General features: G+C 70.2%; 20 protein-coding genes. 15 read left to right on the forward strand and 5 right to left on the reverse strand.

Going from position 1 to position 21,999, the window contains the following annotated elements; translation table 11 throughout:
* Nucleotide 1: 1 nt before the first annotated feature.
* Entirely contained in the window at nt 2-1,303 is a 1,302-nt protein-coding gene (locus WFI16_RS17825; RefSeq protein WP_419899188.1) for a PQQ-dependent sugar dehydrogenase, read from the reverse strand.
* 236 nt (nt 1,304-1,539) lie between these two features.
* Here WFI16_RS17825 and WFI16_RS17830 point away from each other — a divergent pair, with 236 nt between their 5' ends.
* The 7 genes from WFI16_RS17830 to repB all read left to right on the forward strand — a co-directional run bounded on the left by WFI16_RS17830 (nt 1,540) and on the right by repB (nt 9,981).
* Complete coding sequence (locus tag WFI16_RS17830) at nt 1,540-2,784, forward strand: MFS transporter (RefSeq protein ID WP_419899189.1); 1,245 nt, start codon at nt 1,540-1,542, stop codon at nt 2,782-2,784.
* Nucleotides 2,785-2,873: 89 nt separating this feature from the next.
* Entirely contained in the window at nt 2,874-3,191 is a 318-nt protein-coding gene (locus WFI16_RS17835) for an Atu4866 domain-containing protein (RefSeq protein WP_419899190.1), read from the forward strand.
* 201 nt (nt 3,192-3,392) lie between these two features.
* Nucleotides 3,393-4,568 carry a hypothetical protein gene (locus WFI16_RS17840; RefSeq protein WP_419899191.1) on the forward strand — a complete coding sequence of 392 codons (1,176 nt, stop codon included), beginning with the start codon at nt 3,393-3,395 and terminating at the stop codon, nt 4,566-4,568.
* Nucleotides 4,569-5,175: 607 nt separating this feature from the next.
* Nucleotides 5,176-6,138, forward strand: a complete 963-nt coding sequence (locus WFI16_RS17845) for a replication initiator protein A (RefSeq protein WP_419899192.1) — start codon at nt 5,176-5,178, stop codon at nt 6,136-6,138.
* A gap of 214 nt (nt 6,139-6,352) precedes the next feature.
* Nucleotides 6,353-7,624: a plasmid replication protein RepC gene (gene repC, locus WFI16_RS17850; RefSeq protein WP_419899193.1), complete on the forward strand. Its 1,272-nt coding sequence runs from the start codon at nt 6,353-6,355 to the stop codon at nt 7,622-7,624.
* A 57-nt stretch (nt 7,625-7,681) separates the two neighbouring features.
* Complete coding sequence (repA, locus tag WFI16_RS17855) at nt 7,682-8,896, forward strand: plasmid partitioning protein RepA (RefSeq protein WP_419899194.1); 1,215 nt, start codon at nt 7,682-7,684, stop codon at nt 8,894-8,896.
* The gene (gene repB / locus WFI16_RS17860; protein WP_419899195.1) at nt 8,896-9,981 is read left to right on the forward strand and encodes a plasmid partitioning protein RepB; all 1,086 of its coding nucleotides are present in this window, start codon (nt 8,896-8,898) and stop codon (nt 9,979-9,981) included. The genes repA and repB overlap by 1 nt, the downstream gene beginning before the upstream one ends.
* 219 nt (nt 9,982-10,200) lie before the next feature.
* Here the strand turns inward: repB and WFI16_RS17865 are convergent, their stop codons facing one another.
* The gene (locus tag WFI16_RS17865) at nt 10,201-10,479 is read right to left on the reverse strand and encodes a hypothetical protein (protein WP_419899196.1); all 279 of its coding nucleotides are present in this window, start codon (nt 10,477-10,479) and stop codon (nt 10,201-10,203) included.
* A gap of 208 nt (nt 10,480-10,687) precedes the next feature.
* Between WFI16_RS17865 and WFI16_RS17870 the strand changes: the two genes are divergently transcribed.
* From WFI16_RS17870 to uxuA, 8 genes are all read left to right on the forward strand, one after another.
* Nucleotides 10,688-10,846 carry a hypothetical protein gene (locus WFI16_RS17870; protein WP_419899197.1) on the forward strand — a complete coding sequence of 53 codons (159 nt, stop codon included), beginning with the start codon at nt 10,688-10,690 and terminating at the stop codon, nt 10,844-10,846.
* Nucleotides 10,847-11,052: 206 nt separating this feature from the next.
* Nucleotides 11,053-11,739 (forward strand): GntR family transcriptional regulator, encoded by a 687-nt coding sequence (locus WFI16_RS17875; RefSeq protein ID WP_419899198.1) that lies wholly within the window; start codon nt 11,053-11,055, stop codon nt 11,737-11,739.
* A 25-nt stretch (nt 11,740-11,764) separates the two neighbouring features.
* Nucleotides 11,765-12,784, forward strand: a complete 1,020-nt coding sequence (locus WFI16_RS17880; protein ID WP_419899199.1) for a Zn-dependent oxidoreductase — start codon at nt 11,765-11,767, stop codon at nt 12,782-12,784.
* 28 nt (nt 12,785-12,812) lie between these two features.
* On the forward strand, nt 12,813-13,805 hold the full coding sequence (locus WFI16_RS17885; protein WP_419899200.1) for a TRAP transporter substrate-binding protein: 993 nt from the start codon (nt 12,813-12,815) through the stop codon (nt 13,803-13,805).
* Between the two features lie 64 nt (nt 13,806-13,869).
* Nucleotides 13,870-14,370 (forward strand): TRAP transporter small permease, encoded by a 501-nt coding sequence (locus WFI16_RS17890; protein WP_419899201.1) that lies wholly within the window; start codon nt 13,870-13,872, stop codon nt 14,368-14,370.
* On the forward strand, nt 14,370-15,647 hold the full coding sequence (locus WFI16_RS17895; protein ID WP_419899202.1) for a TRAP transporter large permease: 1,278 nt from the start codon (nt 14,370-14,372) through the stop codon (nt 15,645-15,647). Before WFI16_RS17890 ends, WFI16_RS17895 begins: the two co-directional genes overlap by 1 nt.
* A 58-nt stretch (nt 15,648-15,705) precedes the next feature.
* Entirely contained in the window at nt 15,706-17,190 is a 1,485-nt protein-coding gene (locus tag WFI16_RS17900) for a mannitol dehydrogenase family protein (protein ID WP_419899203.1), read from the forward strand.
* A 28-nt stretch (nt 17,191-17,218) separates the two neighbouring features.
* Nucleotides 17,219-18,415 carry a mannonate dehydratase gene (uxuA, locus tag WFI16_RS17905; protein WP_419899204.1) on the forward strand — a complete coding sequence of 399 codons (1,197 nt, stop codon included), beginning with the start codon at nt 17,219-17,221 and terminating at the stop codon, nt 18,413-18,415.
* A gap of 139 nt (nt 18,416-18,554) precedes the next feature.
* Here uxuA and WFI16_RS17910 read toward each other — a convergent pair whose 3' ends face one another.
* The 3 genes from WFI16_RS17910 to WFI16_RS17920 form a co-directional block, all read right to left on the reverse strand.
* Nucleotides 18,555-20,639, reverse strand: coding sequence for a catalase (locus WFI16_RS17910; protein WP_419899205.1), 2,085 nt, complete (start codon nt 20,637-20,639; stop codon nt 18,555-18,557).
* A 175-nt stretch (nt 20,640-20,814) separates the two neighbouring features.
* On the reverse strand, nt 20,815-21,594 hold the full coding sequence (locus WFI16_RS17915) for an SDR family oxidoreductase (protein ID WP_419899206.1): 780 nt from the start codon (nt 21,592-21,594) through the stop codon (nt 20,815-20,817).
* Nucleotides 21,591-21,920, reverse strand: coding sequence for a nuclear transport factor 2 family protein (locus tag WFI16_RS17920; RefSeq protein WP_419899207.1), 330 nt, complete (start codon nt 21,918-21,920; stop codon nt 21,591-21,593). Before WFI16_RS17920 ends, WFI16_RS17915 begins: the two co-directional genes overlap by 4 nt.
* Between the last annotated feature and the right edge of the window lie 79 nt (nt 21,921-21,999).

The following is a 21,999-nucleotide window of genomic DNA, read 5'->3' on the forward strand; positions in this document are numbered from 1 at the left end:
GTCAGGCCCCCGTCACGCGGAAGACGACGTCGCCGACATCGTCGACCATCAGCACCGAGCCGTCCGGCCCGATATGCACGCCGACCGGCCGGCCATAGCTTTCTTTTTCATCGGGCGACAGGAACCCGGACAGGATATCGCACGGCGGCCCGGAGGGATGGCCGTCGGTGAACGGAATGAAGACCAATTTGTAGCCGCTGAGGATGCTGCGGTTCCAGGAGCCGTGCTGGCCGATCGCCATGCCGGCGGGGAAGCCGGGCAGCGTGCCCTCCGGCAGCCAGCACAACCCGAGCGAGGCGGTATGCCCGCCCAGCGCGTAATCCGGCCTGATGGCGCTGGCCACCTTGGCGGCATCCTGCGGCACCCGGTCATCGACGATGCGGTCCCAGTAGCAATAGGGCCAGCCGTAGAAGCCGCCCTCGACCACGCTGGTCAGGTAGTCGGGCGGCGTCTCGTCGCCCAGGCCATCGCGCTCGTTCACCACGGTCCAGAGCGCGCCGGTCACCGGCTCCCAGGCCATGCCGACGGCATTGCGCAGGCCGGTGGCGAAGATGCGGCGCTCCTCCGTCGCCAGGTCGATGACATGGATGGCGGCGCGCCCCTCCTCCACCGCCATGCCGTTGTCGGCGATATTGGTCAGCGAGCCGACGCCGACATAGAGCTGCTTCTCATCGGGGCTGACCAGCAGGCTGCGGGTCCAGTGGCCGCCCGGCTTGAAGTCGCAGATCTGCCGGCCGGGGGCGGTGATGCGGGTGGCGCCGGCCTCGTAGGGGAAGGCCACCAGCCCGTCGGTATTGCCGACATAGAAGGTGTCGCCGACCAGGGCCATGCCGAAGGGCTGGTTCAGGTTCTCGAGGAAGGTGTGGCGCTGCTCGGCGACGCCATCGCCATCGGCGTCGCGCAGCAGGGTGATGCGGTTGGCGCTGACCCCCATGGCGGCGGCGCGCTGCATGGTGGCGACCTGGGCATAGTCCCAGAGGTTCTTCGCCTTGCGCGTCACGCTGCTGGACTCGGCCACCAGCACGTCGCCATTCGGCAGCACGCAGAGCCAGCGCGGATGCTCGAGCTTGTCCGCGAAGACATTGACCTTCAGCCCCGGCGCCACGGTCGGCAGGTGGCCGTCCTTCCAGCCGCGCGCGGTCGGCATCTTCAGCGTCGGGATGGCGCCCTGCGGCTTGGCCGCCGGGATCGCCGGCGCCTGGCCCCAGGCCGGGGTGGGGTCGCCATCGGTCATCCGCCGGACCGCGACCGTCACGCGGCCGACCGCCGCCACCATCTGCGCGAAAACTGCCGAGAAGCTCAAAGGCGCTCTCCTGTCCAGGCTGCCGGCGCCAGCAGACCAGCGGGGGGCGCCGAGATCAAGCGGCCCCTTGCCAGGGCGCGATCAGGGGAAGAATGTCCGCTCATCGATACCGGCTGGCATCGCATCGAAAGACCGCCAGCCGCCGCAGGTCTATCCTGCCCGCGCGGCCATGCCGAAGGGCCCGGCATGCTGCCGCATCCTCGGCTACCGGCCCGCAGAATGCCCCAAGGAACGTCATGTCGCACGCCACCGCCGCGCCACCGCCCCCCGACCATTACCGCCATGAGCGCAGCAACGTGCTGCGGCTGGCGGTCGCCCAGGCGCTGGCGGGCGCCAATTCGGTGGTGGTCTATGCGACCGGCGCCATCGTCGGCGCCATGCTGGCGCCCAGCCCGGCGCTGGCCACCCTGCCGATCTCGCTCTTCGTCGTCGGCATGGCGCTCTGCACCCTGCCCTCCGGCATGATCGCGCAGCGCCATGGCCGCCGCGCCGCCTTCCTGACCGGCACAGGCTGCGGCGTGCTCACCGGCCTGCTGGCCATGCTGGCGGTGATGCTGGGCCTGTTCTGGCTGTTCTGCCTGGCCACCTTCTTCGGCGGCGCCTATGCCGCGGTGGTGCTGTCCTTCCGCTTCGCCGCCGCCGATTGCGCGCCGCCCGAGCGGCGGCCGCGGGCGCTCTCGGCGGTGATGGCGGGCGGCGTCTTCGCCGGCGTCATCGGGCCGCAGCTGGTCACCCACACCATGGACCTCTGGCTGCCGCATGTCTTCGCCGCCACCTACCTGGCGCAGGCGGCGGTGGCGGCGCTCTCGGCGCTGCTGCTGCTCGGCATCCGCCTGCCGAAGCCGAGCGCGGCGGAAGCCGGGCGCGGCCGGCCGCTCGCCGTCATCGCCCGCCAGCCGCGCTTCGTCACCGCGGTGATCTGCGGCGTGGTCTCCTACCTGCTGATGAACTTCCTGATGACCGCGGCGCCGCTGGCCATGAAGATGTGCGGCCTGTCGCAGGAATCCTCCAATCTCGGGCTGCAATGGCATGTCATCGCCATGTACGGGCCGAGCTTCTTCACCGGCCGCCTGATCACCCGCTTCGGCGCGCCGCGCGTGGTCGCCGCCGGGCTGGCGCTGACCGCCGCCGCCGCCGCCACCGGGCTGACCGGCGTCGATGTGACGCATTTCTGGGCGACGCTGATCCTGCTCGGCCTCGGCTGGAATTTCGGCTTCGTCGGCGCCTCGGCCCTGGTGCTGGAATGCCACCGGCCGGAGGAGCGCACCCGCGTGCAGTCCTTCAACGACTTCGTGGTCTTCGGCACCATGGCCTTCGGCTCCTTCCTGTCGGGCGGGCTGCTGGCCGCCTATGGCTGGGACATGGTGCTGTGGCTGTCCTTCGCGCCGCTGGTCCTGGCGATCGGCGCGCTGCTGGCCACCGCCAGCGCCCGCGCCGCGGCGGCGGCCGCCGAGGCGGAGGCGATTGGTCAGCGCCGCTGACCACCCTGGTGCGCCGGCGCCGGATTGTCGCGCCGGCGCCCGTTTGCCAGCCTCGCTCCATCAACCCTGATGGATCGAGGAAAAGCCCGATGGCTTTCGGCAGGATCGCCGCGCTGGCGATGACCGTGCTGCTTCCCGGGGCCAGCCTGGCGGAGACGGCGCGCATGCAAGACCACCCCTATATCGGCCTCTGGGTCACCGACGACCATCGCGTCCGCCACCGGCTGCTGCCCGGTGGCCGCTATGACGAGGCCCGCGGCAGCCGCGAGAGCGCCTATCGCGGCCGCTACCAGGTCACCGGCCGCCATATCGACTACTGGGACGACACCGGCTTCACTGCCGATGGCGAGTTCGTCGATGCCGACACCCTGCATCACGGCGGCATGGTGCTGCGGCGGCAGCGCTGAGCCTGCCGGCCGGCCTGCCGCCGGGCATGGCGGGAGGCCGGCCCCTCCCGCGATCGGGCGTTTCACCGACAGCACGCGCGGCGCCGGTCGCGCGGCCGGCACTGGCAGGCACCCCTGGCCCCTGATCGGGCAGGCGACCGGACTTGCGCGAAGACGGCGGGCTGATTAATGAAATGTTATAACATAATTGGAAAAGATCCGATGTCGCTTCGCTGGCTGCCCGCCGCCGCCCTCGCCGCCCTCTGCCTGAGCGGACCGGCCGATGCCCAGGAGCCGGTCCAGGCGGTGCGCGCCGCCGTCACCGACCACGCGGCCGCCAGCGTCGCGGTCCTCGACCTGCTGAGCGGCGCCGTGCTGGCCCGCTTCGAGACCGGCGGGCCGGGCGGGCTGCGGCCGGGCGCGGCGCCCGGGCAGCTCTCGCTGGCCCAGGGGGCGGCCGGGCGGGTCGATGTGGTGGATCTCGGCCTCGGCGTCGAAAGCCATGGCGACCATGCCGATCTGGCGCTGTCGCCGCCCCGGCTGCTGCCGCGCGTCGCCGAAGGGCCGAAGCCCTCGCATGTGCTGGGCGGCCATGGCCGGCTGGCCAGCTTCTTCGACGGCGATGGCAGCATCGTCGTGGCGCAGGAGGGCGGCACGCGGCGGCTCTCCGCCAATGTCGCGCATCATGGCCTGGCCTACCCCTTCCTCTCCGCCGGCGGGCCGCGGCTGCTGGTCAGCCAGGCCGCCGCGGCCGGGGCCCGGCCCGGCGGCGTCGTGCTGCTGGACGAGGCCGGCGCCGAGCTCGCCCGGCGCGACGACTGCCCGCGGCTGCATGGCGAGGCGCAGTCCAACCGGGTCATCGGCCTGGGCTGCGAGGATGGCGTGCTGCTGCTGGACACGCGGACGCAGCAGTTCCGCAAGGTCGCCTATCCGGCCGGCGGCGAGGCCGGGCGCATGGTCCGCAGCCTGGCCGGCGGCGCCGATTTCCACCTCTTCGCCGGCGATTTCGGGCCGCAGGCCATGACCATCCTCGACCCGGATGCCGGCAGCTTCGCGGTGGTCGAGCTGCCGGCGCGGCGCCTGGCCTTCAGCCTCGACCCGCAGCGCGCCGCCGCCCTCTTCGTGCTGACCGAGGACGGGCAGATCCACCGCATCGACACGCTGCAGGCCCGCATCGTCGCCAGCGCCGCCCTCCTGCCGCGCTATTCGCTGGAGGGCGGCGCGGCGGTGGCACGGCCGCGGCTCTCGGCGGCGGGCGGGCTGCTGGCGGTGACCGATCCGGTGCGCGGCCGGGTGCTGGTGCTGGATGCGGCGAGCCTGGCGCCGCTGCGCGAGATCGCGCTGGGCGGCGCGCCGCTGAACGTGCTGGCGCTGGCCGCCGCCGGCGAGCGGCACTGAGCCCGCGCGGCAGGAGGATCCGCGACGGCAACAGGAATATATTGCTATTTCTGAGCCGTTTCGGCTAGACCTGCCGCCGTCAGCGGCCCTGCCGCGCCTGCCCCCCGATTATCGGAGGCGAAACCCCGAGCCGGCCGCCAGGGACCGTGGCGGACCGGGCGGGTGGCGGCCCCGACCGGCGGCGGAGCAGGGGCTGGAGACGCTTCCGGCAGCCTGGACCGCTGCAAATCGCCTCCACGCCGGCACCACCCCCTCCCCGGCGCCGGAACGCCCGGCCGCGAGTCGGAAGAGTGGCGCTTGCCGGCCCGAATCGCGGGGGATCGGACGGATGAAGAGCGTCGCGCAGATGCGATTTGAAGCGCCCATGCCGGGGTGGATCGCCTTTGATTCGGCCTTTCGGAGGTGAAACCCCGAATCTTTCCCGGGCTATCGGAGGCGAAACCCCGAACCAACCCCCTCGCGATGGCCCCTCGCCTGTGCATTGTGGCAGTTCGACAGCACAGGCGCCGGCATGGCTCGCCCGATTTCCGCGCGGAAGGACGCCCGACAGGCCTCCCTCGACCGCCCCGACCCCTCCCCGACGGCCGCTGGGCCGGGCCGGGGCGGCGTGGCGGCGGCCGCGCGCCGGTCGCGGGAGACGGCGCCGGACCTGTTCGACAGCCCGCTGCGCGGCAAGCTGCGCGGCCAGCGCGGCATCATGGCCTATCCCTTCTTCCACCTGGGCAAGACGGCGCCGTCGCGCGAGCTGCTGCGCTACGATGACGGCCAGGTGCGGATCGAGGTGGCGCCCGGCCCGGCCGGGATGGCCACGATCTACGACAAGGACCTGATCCTCTATATCGCCTCGCTGATGGCCGAGAAGATGCGGCGCGGCGAGCTGCGCCCCGACGATGCCCGGCCGGACCGCGAATTCACCTTCACCGCGCATGACTTCTTCCGCGTGGCCGGGCGCGACACCGCGGGCAAGGCCTATGACCGCCTGCTGCAGATGCTGCAGCGGCTGCAGGGCACCCAGGTACGCACCAATATCGAGATGGGCGGCGAGGGCACCGACGGCGTCTTCTCCTGGATAGACGCGGTGAACACCCGCTACCGCCGCAATGCGCGGGCGGAGAAGGAGCTGGTCAGCGTCTCGGTGACGCTCTGCGCCTGGCTGTATCGCGGCATCCTGAGCGACACCCGGCTGCTGACCTTCGCCGAGGGCTATTTCGACCTGGCCCCGCTGGAGCGCCGCCTCTACGAGATCGCCAAGGCCGAGGATGTCGACGAGGCCGGCTGGTCGATCGGCATCGAGGACCTGCATGCCCGGGTCGGCACCCGCGGGCTGCTGCGGCATTTCGGCCAGTTCCTGACCGAGCTGGAACGCAGCCAGCGCCTCATCGAATACGAGATCGGGCTGCACCGCCCGCCCGCCGAGACGCAGCGCCGCGGACGCCCTGGCTATGAAGGCCTGGTGGTGACGCTGCGCGCGCGGCCGGCCGGGCTGCGGCCCCCCTCGCTTCCCCCTGCCCTGCCGGCGCCCCCGCGCGCCGGCGAGAGCGAGAACGGAGAGCCTGCAGGCAAAGACTGAGCGCCAGGCAGGGCCTGGAAAAAGCAAACCCCGCTTTGCAGAGCGGGGCTTGCCGAACAAACCGGAGCCGGTGGACGCCGGCCCTGATGGAATGTCCTGGACAGTCATTCCGTAGGGTCATCCGCCATCGCTGGTCAAGCGCGAAACGTGGTTTCGGCGCTGCCGGGGGCCTGTGCCCGCTCCGTTTCCCTCCTCGGACGAAGGAACGGGCACGGTGGACACCTCTCTGGTTCCGCGCGGCACCCCCATGGGCCTGCGCAAGCTCACCCTCAATCATCTCGTGGCCAGCCAGCTGGCGGGACAGGCGCTCGGCCTGCCCGATGGCGTGCGGCATCCCAACCAGCTGCTGGCGCTGCTGCGCCGTGCCGCCCCCTTCCTCGGCCAGACCCGGCTGCTGCCGCTGATGGAGGCGCTGTTCCGCTTCACCCAGCCGCAGGACTGGGCGCCGGAGGCTGAGCCGATCGTCTGGCCGAGCAACGAGGCGCTGGCGCTGATGCTGGATTGCAGCGAGCGCCATGTCAGCCGGCTGCTCGCGGCGGCCATCGAGGCGCGGCTGATCGCGCCGCGCGACGGCACCGACCGCCGCCGCCGCGGCTGGCGCGAGCAGGGCCGCATCGTCGCCGCCTGGGGCTTCAGCCTGCGCCCCCTCGCCGCCCGCCATGCCGAATTGCTGTCGGTCGCCGAAGCGGGGGAAGCGGCGCGGCGGGCGCTGCAGCAGGGCCGGCGGGAGGCGCGGCGGCTCGGCCAGTCGGTCGGCCAGCTGCGCGCCCTGGCCGGCGCCCTGGGCCTGGAGGCGATGGCCGAGGAGGTGTCCGGCGAGGCGCTGGCGCTGCTGGCTGGCCTGCGGCGGATCGAGGCGCCGGAGGCGCTGGAATCCGGCCTCGCGGCGCTGCGGCGGCTGGAGGCCGGGCTGCGCCAGCGGCTGGAATCGGCGGCGGAATCAACGGGGGAAAGCGCCAAAGAGTCAGGCTCGGCTGACTCGGGAGTCAGCTCCATAATACCTACAAAAGAACACCAGGAACCTGAAGGTTCTACGGTAGGCGCTGTACGGGCCGATGGATCGCCGGCGGCACCGGAGACGGCTGGGGAGGAAGCGCCGCTGACGCTGTCGCCCCGTGAACTGGTGCGGCTGGCGCCCCGGCTCGGGGGCTGGCTGGCGGTGGCCCAGCCGGACTGGCCGGCGGTCAGCCAGGCGGCGGCCATCCTGGCGCGGGAGATGGGCATCAGCGGCGGGCTGTATGGCGAGGCCTGCCGCCTGCTGGGACGGCGACCGGCGGCAGTGGCCGTGGCGCTGATCTCGACCCGGCCTCCCGGTCATTTCCACACCGCGGGCCCAGGCGGCTATCTCCGCGGCATGCTGCGCCGGGCAGAACAGGGAGAATTGCACCTGGAACGGAGCCTTTTCGGCCTGCGCGAACGACGGTTTCCGCCGCCTCAGCGGTTGACGGCCGTCAACTTTCACCCTGCCGCCCCTTTCCGTGGCTGAGGAAAATGCGATATTCTGAGGCACCCGCCCTTGCGGCCGCATCTGCGATTGGAATCCATGGATAGCTTGTCCGGCACCCGCAAGCCGCTCGCGGATATCGACACCATCGTCAGCACCCAGGCGCAGGAGCTGTCGGAAAAGCTGCAGGCGCACCGGCTGGAGCTGTTTCCGCCGGCGGCGCAGAAACCGCTGCGGGCCTTCCAGGCCGCGGAGGTTGCCAAGCTGCTCGGCGTGAAGAGCGGCTATCTGCGCAACCTGTCGCTGGAAGGGAAAGGGCCGGCGCCCCGTGTCACCAGCAGCGGCCGGCGCTCCTATTCGGCCGAGCAGCTGCAGGAGCTGCGCATCTACCTGGACGAGACCGGCCGTGCCAGCCGCCGCTACCGGCCGCACCGGCGGGGGGGCGAGCATATCCAGGTCATCGCCGTGGTGAACTTCAAGGGGGGCTCGGGCAAGACCACCACCACCGCGCATCTGGCGCAGCACCTGGCGCTGACGGGCCATCGCGTGCTGGCGGTGGATCTCGACCCGCAGGCCAGCCTCTCGGCGCTGCACGGCTTCCAGCCGGAATTCGACCTGGGGCCGAATGAAAGCCTCTATGCGGCGCTGCGCTATGACGATCAGCGCCGGCCGCTGCGCGACATCATCCGCCGGACGAATTTCCCCGGGCTCGACATCGTGCCGGCCAATATCGAGCTGATGGAATTCGAGTACGACACGCCGCGGGTGCTGGCGACGGGGGAGGGGGGGGCCACGGGCCAGGACTTCTTCGCCCGGCTCGACCAGGCGCTGGCGGCGGTCGCCGACGACTACGACACCGTCGTCATCGACTGCCCGCCGCAGCTCGGCTACCTGACCATGGCGGCGCTCTGCACGGCGACCGCGGTGCTGATCCCGGTGCATCCGCAGATGCTGGACGTCATGTCGATGTGCCAGTTCCTGCTGATGCTGGGCGATGTCATGACCCATCTGAAGAATGCCGGCGGCCAGCTGCGCTACGACTGGCTGCGCTATCTCGTCACCCGCTACGAGCCGAGCGACGGGCCGCAGACGCAGATGGTCGGCTTCATGCGCAGCCTGTTCGGCGCCCATGTGCTGACCCACCCGATGCTGAAGAGCGTCGCCATCTCGGATGCCGGCATCACCAAGCAGACCCTCTACGAGGTGGAGCGGCGGCTGTTCACCCCCGCCACCTATGACCGGGCCATGGAATGCCTGGACGCGGTGAATGGCGAGATCGAGCAGCTGGTCCATGGCGCCTGGGGGAGAAGCTGATGGCGCGGAAGAACCTGCTGGCCGGGCTGACCGAGCCGAAGTTGACGGCCGTCAACAGCGAGGAGCCGAAGCCCGCCCGCGCCATGGCGATGCCCTTTGCCGGGCGCGGTGCCGTGGGCGCGGTGACCCGCAGCATCGAGGATCTGGCGGCCAAGGCGAATGCGGCGCGCGAGCTGGAAGCGCGGCTGACCTCGGGCCAGGTGATCGTGGCGCTCGATCCGGCAGTGATCGACGCCTCCTTCATGGCCGACCGCATGGCGCAGGACGACAATGACTACCTGGCGCTGCGCGACAGCATCGCCCGCAGCGGCCAGGATTCGCCGATCCTGGTGCGGCCGCATCCCGGCGCGCCGGGCCGCTTCCAGGTGGCCTTCGGGCATCGCCGCCTGCGCGCCGCGCGCGAACTGGGGCAGAGCGTGCGGGCCGTGGTGCGGCCACTCTCCGACCGCGAGCTGGTGCTGGCCCAGGGCCAGGAGAACAGCGCCCGCGCCAATCTGAGCTTCATCGAGCGCGCCCGCTTCGCGCACCGGCTGGAGCAGAGCGGCTATGACCGCGAGACCATCATGCTGGCGCTCTCCGCCGACAAGACCACGGTCTCGCGGCTGATCACGGTGGTGGAGCGGATTCCCGCCGCCGTCATCGATGCCATCGGGCCGGCCCCGGCGACCGGGCGGGACCGCTGGGTGGAACTGGCGAGCCTTATCCAGAAGGGCGGGGCAGGGGGGGCGGAGGCCGCGCTCGGCCAGGAAGGCTTTGCCGAGGCGGCTTCCGACGAGCGTTTCCAGCTGGTCCTGGCCGCGCTGGCGCCCTCATCGCCGCCGCTTCCGCCGGCAGCCGGGGAGGGGGACGAGCCCCCCAGCGAGGCCCCGAGAGAACCCTCCGAGCGGGAAGTGCCGCAGGACTGGGTCCATTCCAGCGGCATCCGGGTGCTGACGGTCTCGACCGGCCGGCGCGCCACCCTGCTGGCCATCGACCGCCGCGCGGCCGCGGGCTTCGACACCTATCTGCTGGACCGTATGGAAGAACTGTTCACGGGCTTCCTGGCCAGCGAAGGGCGGCCGCCCTCCGGTAAGCGGAAATCCTGAGGGCGGCACCGCCGGACAGGCTGGCCGGCGGCTAGGGGCAGAGGCCGCGCCGGAGCCTCGGCAAACCACGCGTCCCGCCGCCAGCACCGTGGCCGCGCAGGGGCGGGGTTGGGGCAGGATCGGCGCCTCGTCCCGAAAGGCGACGAGGCGCCCCCCGTGCTGCCGCCGCAGCAGGCGCCTGGAAGCGGCAGCGCGCCGCGCCCCGTGGCGAAGCGCCGCTCAGCCGCCCGTCGGCGGCTTCCCCGTCTCCGGGTCCGGGCTTTCCGGCGCGGACTGGCCCTTCACCTTGATGGTCACCGGCCCGCCCGGACCCGGATCATCGGCCGTGCGGTTGTTGTTGTCGCCCGGCTGCAGATGATAGCGCGCCGGATCGAGGCCCGGATTGTCGGGATCGGTCTGGTCCTGGCGCACATCGTGCGGGCCCACGCTGGTGGGACGGCCGGTGGAGGGCCCGCGGCCCCAGTTCTCCAGCCCGTCCCAGCTGGTCGATTTCGTCATGGCGGATCCTCCGTGTGGTGGCGGCGAGGCGGCCCCGCCGCGAACCCGATACGGCCAGGCATGGCCGGGCAGCGGGACGGATACATGGCCCCCGCAGGCCTCAATAATAAGGCGTAAAGAACCAGTCGAAGCGGGTCCGAAACCTTGCGCAGATCACAAGGTTCTTGCTGCACGTGCATTCCCGCGCGGTGTGGAGGCAGATCGGGTCATGGCCGTGCTGGGCTTCTGGGCCTTTTGCTATGCGATCATTCTGCCGGGCTTCTGGCTGCTCGATCCGGCCCTGAATGCGCTGCTGGCCCACCTGGAGCGGCGCTCAGCCTCGCGCCGATTGCGGCAACAAGTCGGTCAGAAGGTTCATACCCGATAATCAAAGGTTATCGTGCCTGTAGCGCACGCTGTAATCCAGGCCTCCCGTCATATGTGAAGGGGTTCGCGGGCTGCCGGCGATGCTGGCGGATCACTCAGCCAGAGCAGCTGGTGGATGCGGTACCGGACCTGCCCCATCGCAGGCCTTGATCTGCTCGGCCATCTTGCATACTAGTGAACAAGAGCGCGATGGAGTCTGCCTGACCCATGACTGGCCTGCTGCCGAAACACCGCGCGTCCATCGCGCAGGAGTTCTATGACGAGCTGCGGCAGCGCATCCTGTCGAGCGAGCTGCTGCCCGGCAGCGCCATCTCCGAGGTATCCTGCGCCGAGCAGCTCGGCGTCAGCCGCACCCCCGTGCGGGAAGTCTTCCGGCGGCTGGCCGACGAGGGCTTTCTGGAGATCCGCCCGCAGGTTGGCACCTTTGTCGCCCCCATCCGGCTCGCCGCTGTGCACGACAGTCAGTTTATTCGCGAAACGCTAGAATGCTGCACCATCCGCCTGGCGGTCGAGCGCGCCACTCCCGCCGACGACGCGGCGCTGCAGCGGCACCTGGAGCGGCAGCGGCCGACGGTACTGGGGGGCGACTACCGAGCCTTCTTTCCGGCCGACGACGCCATGCACGTGGAACTGATCCGCATGGCCGGCCGCGAGGCGATCTGGACCGTCATCCAGAATGTCAAAAGCCAGCTGGATCGCGTTCGCTACCTGTCCTTCGAAAGTCACGACTGGCTCGGCAAAATCTTCGAGGAGCATGTGCGGCTCGTGCAGTTCGTCGCCGAGCGCGACGCCGACCGGGCGGAAGCGATGATGCGTGAGCATCTGCGCACCGTGTTCGCGGCCATCGAGCGGCTGATGGTCACCAAGCCGCATTTTTTCGCGCCCTGCCGCTGAGCGCGGCGCAGACAGGAAAGGTCCCATGGTCGCTATCTCGGTCAGCAAGCCGCACGTGCTGCAACTCTTCGACGATGCCGCCGCCTCGCCGCAGCCGGGCGAGGTGCTGGTCCGCGTACAGCGCGCCGGCATCTGCGGCTCGGACCTCCACATCTTGCACGGCAGCAACCCTTTCGCAAAGTACCCGCGCATCATCGGCCATGAGTTCGCGGGGCAGGTGGAAGCCGTGGGCGACGGGGTGGAAGGGCTCGCCGTCGGCGACCGCGTGGTGGTGGACCCTGTCATCTCCTGCGGCCACTGCTATGCCTGCCGCATCGGTCGCTCCAACGTCTGCGGCAAGCTGGAGGTGATGGGCGTGCACCGCGACGGCGGCTTCCGCAACCGCGTGGCGGTGCCTGCCGCCAACGCCGTGAAGGTGCCCGATAGCCTGCCGGTCGAGCTGGCCGCGCTGGCCGAGCCCTTCTCCATCGCCGCCAACGTGCTGGGCCGCACCGGCATCGATGCCGGGGATTCGGTGCTGATCTATGGCGCTGGTACGGTGGGGCTGACGGTGCTGCAGGTGGCCAAGCTGCACGGCGCCCGCTGCATCGTGGCCGATCTGGACGAGGCGCGGCTGGAACGCGCGCGCGGCTTCGGCGCTGACGTGCTGGTGAACTCGCGCCACCAGTCTGTGCCGGAGGCCGTGGCGGGCGAGCATGACGGCCTCGGCCCTTCGCTGGTGATCGATGGCGCGGGCGTGCCGGCGCTGCTGGAGGAAGCCTGCCGCGTCGCCAGCCCGGCGGGGCGCATCGGCGTGCTCGGCTTCTCGCCCGGTCCCTGCAACGTCAGCCAGCAGGAGATCGTCAAGAAGGAGCTGACGCTGGTCGGCTCCCGCCTGAACCGGCGGCTGCTGCCGCAGGTGGTGCAGTGGCTGGCGGAGGGCAGGCTGCAGCCTGCGGCCATGATTACCCAGACCTTCGCGGCCGGCGACGCGCCAGCCGCCTTCGCGCTGATCGAGCGCGATCCGGGCAGCACCGTGAAGGTGCAGCTCAGCTTCGACGCCTGACCATCGACCTTTCGGGAGAACGACAAGAATGACCATCACCTTCACCCCGCCCCGCCGTGTGGTGCTCGGCGGCCTCGCCGGGATCTTCGCGGCCGGCGTGGCACCCGCCTTCAAGGCGCATGCGGCGACGACGCTGAAGCTCGGCCACCTCGGCAACGAGGACAACACCTGGCACAAGGCCAGCCTGCGGTTTGCCGAGGAAGTGGCACGTCGCACCAACGGCGCCATCGAGATCCGCGTGTTCCCGAACGAGCAGCTCGGCAAGGAAACCGACCTCATCAAGGGTATCCAGCTCGGCACGGTGGACTTCACCATCACCGGCGAGTCGCTGCAGAACTGGGCGCCGTCCGCCGCGCTGCTGGCCGTGCCCTACGCCGTGCGCGACCTGGCGCACATGGACCGCGTCGTCAGCGGCCCGATCGGCGCCAAGATCGCCGAGAACATTGCGGACAGGACGCAGCTCAAGACGCTGGCCTATTTCGCTCGCGGCCCGCGCTACCTCACCTCCAACCGGCCGATCACCAAGCCGGAGGAGCTGAACGGGCTGAAGCTGCGGGTGCCCAACGTACCCCTGTTCGTGAAATTCTGGGAGGCGTTGGGAGCGAAGCCGACGCCGATGGCGTTCTCCGAGGTGTTCACCTCCTTGCAGAACCACACCATCGACGCGCAGGAGAACCCGCTCGCGCTCATCAAGTCGGCGAGCTTCAGCGAGGTGCAGAGCAAGATCAACCGCACCGAGCATGTGCTGAGCTGGATCTACGTGGTTGGGGGCACCCGCAAGCTGGGCCGCCTGCCGGCCGAGCAGCAAGCCGCCATCGCCGAGGCCGCGAAGGCCGCGCAGGAATACGAGCGCAGCCTGTTCCTGGAAGACGAAAAGAACCTCGCTGCCGACCTGACCTCCAAGGGCATGGAGTTCGTCGAGGTGGACAAGGCCGCTTTTGCCAGCCGGGCCAAGGACGCCGTGGCCGGCGCGCTGAACGCCGAGATCCGCCCGCTCTACGAGCAGATCATCGCCGCCTGAGGGCTGGCCGGGCATGCGGCGGGGCCGCCCTGGCCCTGGCGCCTCCCGCGCGGAAGGAAATTCCATGCGTCTCGTCCTGGCCGCCGCGCTGGCGGCCATCCGATCGGTGTGCCGTGCCGGCACACTGGTCGCCTTCACGGTGCTGATCGGCGTGGTCACCATCCAGGTGCTCGGCCGCATCCCGGGCTTCCCCTCCTTCTCCTGGACGGAGGAGGTGGCACGCTTCGCGCTGGTCTATCTGGTCGGCTTCTCCTGCGGCCTGGCCCTGCTGCGGGGCGAAATGGTCAATGTCGACTTGTTCGTGGCGCCGCTGCCTGCGGGCCTGCGCCGCGGCATCGAGCGCCTGGTGGATGTGATCGTGCTGGCGTTCAGCCTGCTCATCATCCCGGGCGCCTGGGACTACGTGGCCTATAGCCTGGGCGAGCGCGCCCGCTCAGTCGATATCCCGATGATCACGATCTATGCCGTGATGCTGCTGATCCCGGTCTCGCTCGCCCTGTTCTCCACCTTCCGCCTGCTGGGCCATGCCGAAACCCCGCCCGCCTCGCACGGGGAGCTGACCTGATGCTCGTCACGCTGCTTTTCGCCACCTTCGCGATCTGCCTCATCCTTGGCGTGCCGGTCGGCATCGCCCTGGGGCTGGCGGGCGCCGTCTACCTGATCGGCGCCGACATCGATCTGTCCGTGGTGGCGCAGTATTCCTATGCCGGCATGGACAGCTTCGTGCTGCTCTGCATCCCCGGCTTCGTGCTGGCCGGCAACCTGATGAACGGCGGCGGCATCACCGACCAGATCGTACGCTTCGGCAATTCGCTGGTCGGCCACATCCGCGGCGGCCTCGGCCTGGCCAACGTCACGGGCTCCATGATCTTCGCCGGCATCTCCGGCACCGCGGTCGCCGAAACCGCCTCGATCGGCTCAGTGATGATACCGGCCATGCGCCGCGCCGGCTATGACGCGCCGTTTGCCGCCGCCGTCACCGCTGCCGCCTCCACGGTCGGGCCCATCATCCCGCCCAGCGTCCCGATGATCATTGTGGGCACGCTGTCGGGCCTGTCGGTCGGCAAGATGTTCCTGGCCGGCGCCATCCCCGGCCTGCTGCTCGGCTTCGGCATGATGATCACGGTCTACCTCCTGTCGCGCCGACGCGGATACCCGAAGGGCGAGTGGGCGGGCTTCGGCGAGGTCCTGCGCTCGTCGCGCGGGGCCTTCTGGGCGCTGCTGATGACCGCCGTCATCCTGTACGGCATCGTCGGCGGGCTGTTCACGCCGACCGAGGCCTCGGTGGTCGCGGCGCTCTACGCCTTCGTGGTGGGGCTGTTCGTCTACAAGGGCTTCAAGCTGCGCGCGGTGCCCGGCATCCTGCTGGAAAGCGCCATCGGTTCGGGCGCGCTGATCCTGCTGGTCGGGCTGGCCAATGTGTTCGGCTGGATCCTGACCAGCGAGCAGATACCGCAGCAGATCGCGCAGGCAATGCTCTCGATCACCGACAACAAGTACCTCATCCTGATCATGGTGAACGTGCTGCTCCTGATCGTCGGCACCTTCATGGAAACCATCGCGGCACTGATCATCCTGTTCCCGCCCTTGCTGGCGGTGGCCACGGCGGTGGGGATCGACCCGATCCACTTCGCCATCATCGTGGTGCTGAACCTGATGATCGGACTGACCACGCCGCCGGTCGGCGTTTGCCTGTTCGTCGCCGCCAACATCGCCAAGGTGTCGCTGGGCGCGGTCAGCCGGGCGATCGTCCCCTTTCTGATCTGCAACATCATCGTGTTGATGCTGGTCAGCTTCATCCCCGGCATCTCGCTCTGGCTGCCGAACCTGTATTTCAAATGAGCAGCGCGCAGCCCTATCCCGGGGCTGCGCTGTCGCTCCTGATCCCTCCGGTACCCGCATGAACGACGCCGTTCCCCGCCTGTCGTCCCGCTCCCTCGGCCAGCTTCGGCCGCAAGGCGCGGTGGAGTTGCCGCGCTACGACCGCGCGGCGCTGCGTCCCGCCATCGTGCATCTTGGCCTCGGCGCCTTTGTCCGCGCCCATGGCGTGCTCTACACCGAAGACGTGCTGAACCAAGCCGGCGGGGACTGGGGCGTCCTCGGCGTGTCGCTGCAGCGTCCGGACCAGCGCGACCGGTTGGCGCCGCAGGACGGCCTCTACACCACGCTGGAACGCGGTCCGGAGGGCGAGCGGGCACGTGTTGTCGGCGGTCTGCTGGGCGTGCTGGTGGCGCCCGAGGATCCGGCTGCGCTGGTCGCGCGGCTGGCCCATCCGGACACTCGCATCGTCAGCCTGACAGTGACCGAGAAGGGCTATTGCCACGACCCCGCCTCCGGCCGGCTGAACCCGGACCACCCCGACGTCCGGCACGACCTGGAGCATCCCGACGCGCCGCGCAGCGCCGTGGGCTTCCTCGTCGCCGCGCTGCGGCAGCGCCGGGCAGCGGGCCTGCCGCCCTTCACCGTGCTGTGCTGCGACAACCTGCCGCACAACGGCGCGCTGGTCGCCGGCCTGGTGCGCGACCACGCCGCGCGCCTGGACGCCGGGCTGGCTGAATGGATCGCCGCCGAGGTCCGCTTCCCCGCGACCATGGTCGACCGCATCGTGCCGGCGCTGGCCGAGGCCGACCTCGCCGCCGCGCAGGCCGCGACAGGCTTGGCCGACCACGCGCCCGTGGGGCATGAGCCTTTCCGGCAGTGGGTGATCGAGGACCGCTTCGGCCCGGCCGGGCGCCCGGCGTGGGAAACAGCCGGCGCGCAGCTGGTGGCCGACGTGGCGCCGTTCGAGCACATGAAGCTTCGCCTGCTGAACGGCGCGCATTCGGCGCTGGCCTATCTTGGCTACCTGGCCGGGCATGAGACCATCGTCGACGCGGTGTCCGACCCGGCGCTGGCCGGCTACGCCCGGCGACTGTGGGCCGAGATCCGCCCCATGGTGCCCGAGCCGCCCGGCCAGGACCTGGAAGCCTACACCGACGCGCTGCTGCGGCGCTTCGGCAACCCGGCCATCCGGCACCGCACCTGGCAGATCGCCATGGACGGCTCGCAGAAGCTGCCGCAGCGCCTGCTGTCCACGGTACGCGAACGGCTGGCGGCAGGGCTGCCGATCCCGGCGCTGGCGCTCGCCGTCGCCGCCTGGGTTCGCTACGTCGGCGGCACGGACGAGCGTGGCGCGCCGATCGATCTGCGCGACCCGATGGCGGCCGAGCTACGCGCCCGGCTCGACGCCGCGGGCCCCGCCCCGGCGGAGCGCGTCGCGGCTATGCTGGCGGTGGAACCCATCTTCGGCACCGACCTGCCGGCCAACCCGGTCTTCGTCGCCGCCGTCACGACGGCTTTTGAAACCCTGCTGAGCGCGGGCGCCCGCGCCGCCGCCTCGGCCTGACGCGATCCCGCAAGGAGGGACTTCTCCCATGCAAGAAACCTGGCGCTGGTTCGGCCCCGACGATGCGGTGCGGCTGAACCACATCCGGCAGACCGGCGCGCGCGGCATCGTCACCTCGCTGCACCATATCCCCTACGGCGTGGTCTGGTCGGTGGAGGAGATCGAGAAGCGGCAGGCGATCCTGGCCGAGGACGCCTCACTTGGCCTGCGCTGGAGCGTGGTGGAAAGCCTGCCGGTGCATGAAAAGATCCGCCGCGGCGATGCCGACTGCGCGGCGCTGTTCGAGAACTACCGCGCCTCGATGCGCAACCTCGCCGCCTGCGGCGTCACGGTGATCTGCTACAACTTCATGCCGGTGCTGGACTGGACGCGGACCGAGCTGGCGCACCCCCTGGTGGGCGGCGGCACGGCGCTGCGCTTCAATGCGCACCAGTATGTGGGCTTCGACGTCTTCATGCTGGAGCGTCCCGGGGCGGCGGACGGCGTTGCGCCCGAGCTCCTGGCACGGGCGAAGTCCTGGGTGGACAACGCCACCCAGGCGGACAAGGATACCCTGCTCGCCTCCGTCATGGCCGGCCTGCCCGGTGCCTTCGACCGCTACGACATTCCCGGCCTGCGCCGCATCCTGGCCGAATACGGGCAGATGACGCGTGCCGACCTGCAGGCCAACCTGAAGCGCTTCCTGGAGGAGGTGGTGCCGACGGCAGAGGAGGTCGGCATCAGCCTGTGCATGCACCCCGACGACCCGCCGCGGCCGTTGTTCGGCCTGCCCCGTGTCGTTTCCAATGAGCAGGACATCGCTGATCTGCTGGCCATGGTGGACAGCCCTGCCAACGGCCTGACGCTGTGTAGCGGCTCGCTCGGCGCCGGGGCGGATAACGACGTGCCGGCGATAGCCCGCCGCTTCGCGGACCGCATCCGTTTCGCGCACCTGCGCAACGTCGCCAAGGAGCCGGACGGGTCTTTCATGGAAGCGGACCATCTCGGCGGCGACGTGGACATGGTGGCGGTGGTCGACGCACTCCTCACGGAACAGAAGCGCCGAAAGGATGCGGGCATCGTTGACTGGCGTATCCCGTTCCGCCCCGACCACGGGCATGAGCTGCTGGATGATGTGGGCAAGCCCACCTTCCCTGGCTACCCCGCCATCGGTCGGATGCGCGGGCTGGCAGAGTTGCGTGGCGTGATCGCCGGGCTGGCCTGGGCCAAGGGCTTTTCGGTCTGACCGTCCTGGCGCGACAGGGCGGCCTCCGCCGCCCTGCTCCGCCCGAGCGGACCAGTACCCTGGCGTGTCGCCCTGCATTTGACCGGTGTCGGTTGGCCCGAAGACCCCCCGACACCGGCTTCCCCTCTCTGCCGAGGGGTCAGGCCAGGCTGCGCACCTTCGCCTCGCGGTCCCAGTAGCGGCGGCCGGCCGCCGCCACGAAGCCCTCCAGCCCGGTGACGCCGGCATCGGGCTCCACCCCCGCCTTGTCCAGCAGCGGCATCGCCTCCGCGTTGTGGCCGATCGCCTTCAGATGGCCGAAGGCATCCATCACCCACTGCACCGCCGCCGCTTCCTTGACCAGCCTGGCGCAGGCCGCCTCGGCGAGGATCACGGCACAGGCATCGACGGTGGCCGAGGGCTGGCCGAACAGCTGCGCATCGGCGCTGACCTTGCTGCCATCCGACAGCGGCACCATGCCGACCTTCATGGCGATGAGCAGCGGACGGCCGCCGGCCCTCTTGATCTCCGTGGTCAGCGCCTGCAGCGCCTTCGCCTCGGTGCCCTCGCCGATCAGGATGCCGACGGTGCTGCCCTCCAGGGAATCACGCTCGCGCGGGCCGCCAATGATCCGCAGCGCGGGCGAGGGGTCCATCGGCAGCACCGGCGCCGCGCTGGGCGAGGCGGGGGGCAGATCCATCGCCAGCCCCTCGGCGACCCGCTGCGCCAAGCCCTCGTCGACATTGCGCAGGTTGGCCATCATGGCCTGGCGGATATGCGGCAGCGAGACCTTGCTCAGCTCGAAGACGAAGGCGGAGGCGATATGCGCCTGCTCGGCCGGGTGCATGGACAGCCAGAACAGCCGCGCCTGGCTGTAATGGTCGGCGAAGCTCTCCGGGCGGATGCGCAGCTTGGGGCCGTGCTCCTCCGCCGGGAAGCTCTTGAAGCCGGCCTCGGGCGCCTCGCGCGGGCCGCCGGCCTCGCCGGCCAGATGCAGGCTGTTCGGCTCGTAATTGGCCCGCCCCTTCGGCACCTGCATCTGCATGTGGCCGTCGCGCTGCATGTTCAGGAAGGGGCAGCCGCCGGGGCGGCCCTTGGCCTGGTTGACCGGGATCTGGTGCCAGTTGGTCGAGCCCAGCCGCTTGATCTGGGTGTCCTGGTAGGAGAACAGGCGGCCCTGCAGCAGCGGGTCGTTGCTGTGGTCGATGCCGGGCACGACATGGCTCGGGCAGAAGGCGACCTGCTCGGTCTCGGCGAAGAAATTGTCCGGGTAGCGGTCCAGCACCAGCCGCCCGACGATGCGCACCGGCAGGACTTCCTCGGGAATGATCTTGGTCGCGTCCAGCACGTCATAGGGCTGGCTGTTGGCGAATTCCTCGTCGAAGAGCTGCACGCCGAGCTCCCATTCGGGGAAGTCGCCGCGGCTGATCCGCTCGAACAGGTCGCGCCGCTGGAAATCCGGGTCGGCGCCGGCCACCTTGACCGTCTCGTCCCAGATGGTGGAGGCGAGGCCCGCCTTCGGCTTCCAGTGGAACTTGACGAAGGTCGACTGCCCCTCGCGGCTGACGAAGCGGAAGGTGTGGATGCCGAACCCCTCCATCGTCGCGAAGCTGCGCGGCAGGGTGCGATCGGACATGGCCCACATCGCCATATGCGTCGCTTCCGGCATCAGCGAGATGAAATCCCAGAAGGTGTCATGCGCCGTCGCCGCCTGGGGAAAGCCGCGGTCGGCCTCCATCTTCGCCGCATGGATCAGGTCCGGGAACTTCATCGCGTCCTGGATGAAGAAGACGGGGATGTTGTTGCCGACCAGGTCCCAGTTGCCCTCGCGCGTGTAGAACTTCACCGCGAAGCCGCGCACGTCGCGCGGCGTGTCGATCGACCCGGCGCCGCCGGCCACGGTGGAGAAGCGGACGAAGACGTCGGTGCGCTGCCCCTTCTTCTGGAAGAGGTCGGCACGGGTGACATCGGCCAGGCTGCTGGTGCATTCGAAATAGCCATGCGCGGCGGTGCCGCGGGCATGCACGATCCGCTCGGGAATGCGCTCATGGTCGAAGTGGTTGATCTTTTCCCGGTAGACCTCGTCCTCCAGCAGGGTGGGGCCGCGTGGCCCCGCCTTCAGCTGGTTCTGGTTGTCGCTGACCGGCATGCCGTGATTGGTGGTGAGAACCGGATGATCAGCATCGCTGACCTGATGGGTCTCACCGCCCTTGCCACGGGAAAATGCTGCGTCCTGGCTCATCATCCACCTCGTCCCTGATCCTGTCCTCAACGGTGGGTTGGGCAAGGCGGTTGCGAAGAGACGCTGCCTGACCTGCTTCCCCTTCAGGACGCTCCACCGCGCCGGTGAGGCAGGCGGCGCCGCAGGACGGGGCGGAGAGGGGACGCGGCAGGACGGCCGGCTGTCCTGCCGGGGGCGTTCAGGTGGTCGGCGTGGTGCCGCCATCGATCACATGCTCGGTCCCGGTGATGGAGGCGGCCCGGTCCGAGGCCAGGAAGGCGATGAGGTCGGCGACCTCTTCCGGCGCCGCCGGCCGGCCGAGCGGAATGCCGCCCAGCGAGGTCATGATCACCTGCAGGGCTGCCTCATAGTCGATGCCGGCCTCCTCGGCGATGCGCAGGGCCAGGCCGTTGGAGGCCGGACTGGCGATCCAGCCGGGCGAGACCCGCACCACCCGCACACCCTTGGGCGACACCTCCTTGGAGAGGCTCTTGCTGTAGGTGTTGAGGGCCGCCTTGGCCGCGGCATAGCCGGTCGTCGCTTCTGGCAGCGGCAGGCGGCTCTGGATCGAGGTGACATGGATCACGACGCCGCTGCCCTGGGCCAACATGCCGGGGAGCAGGGCGCGATCGAGCCGGACCGCCGGGAAGAAGTTGAGGTTGAACTCCTTGTCCCATTCCGCGTCGGTCAGCGCGGCGAAGCCGCCGGAAGGGGCGGAGGAGCCGCCCAGCATGTTCACGAGGATATCGAGCCCGCCGAGCTCGCCCTGCACGGCCTCGACGACGGTCTGTACCCCCGCCCCGGTCGTCAGATCGGCGGCGACGAAGGCGGCGCCCGAAAGATCCGAGGGGCGGGAGCGCGCGGTGGTCAGCACCCGGGCGCCGAGCGCCTTGAACAGCGCCACGGTGGCAGCGCCGGCGCCCAGCGTGCCGCCGGTGATCAGGGCCCTGCGCCCCGCCAGGGTCAGGAACGGGGTCATGCGGTGATCTCCAGCTCGGCGATCCTGTCGGCCGCGAGGAGGAAGAGGAACCGCAGATCGATCGGGCTGCCGGGAAAGCGGCCGGTGACATGGGCGCTCACCTGGATCCTGCCCTGCTCGGCGGTGACGAGAAACGGCTCGGCGGTGTAGCCGTAGCGTTGCGCGGCCTCCGCCATCCAGTCGCGGATGGCCTCGCGGCCCTGATGGAGCTTGCCCTCATCCTTGACGAGGCCGGTCTCGGTGAAGGCGGCCGCGGCGGCGTCGGGATCGCCATCGCGGCCGGCGTCGAAATAGGCCGCGATACTGCAGGGCAGTTTGACGGGCATTGCGGTGTCCTTCCTGTCTTCAGCCTGGACGGGCCGGGGGTCCCGATCGGATCCCCCGATCGACGAGCATGACGGTAAG

The sequence above is a fragment of the Roseomonas sp. USHLN139 genome, from assembly GCF_037145735.1.
GTDB lineage: Bacteria > Pseudomonadota > Alphaproteobacteria > Acetobacterales > Acetobacteraceae > Pseudoroseomonas.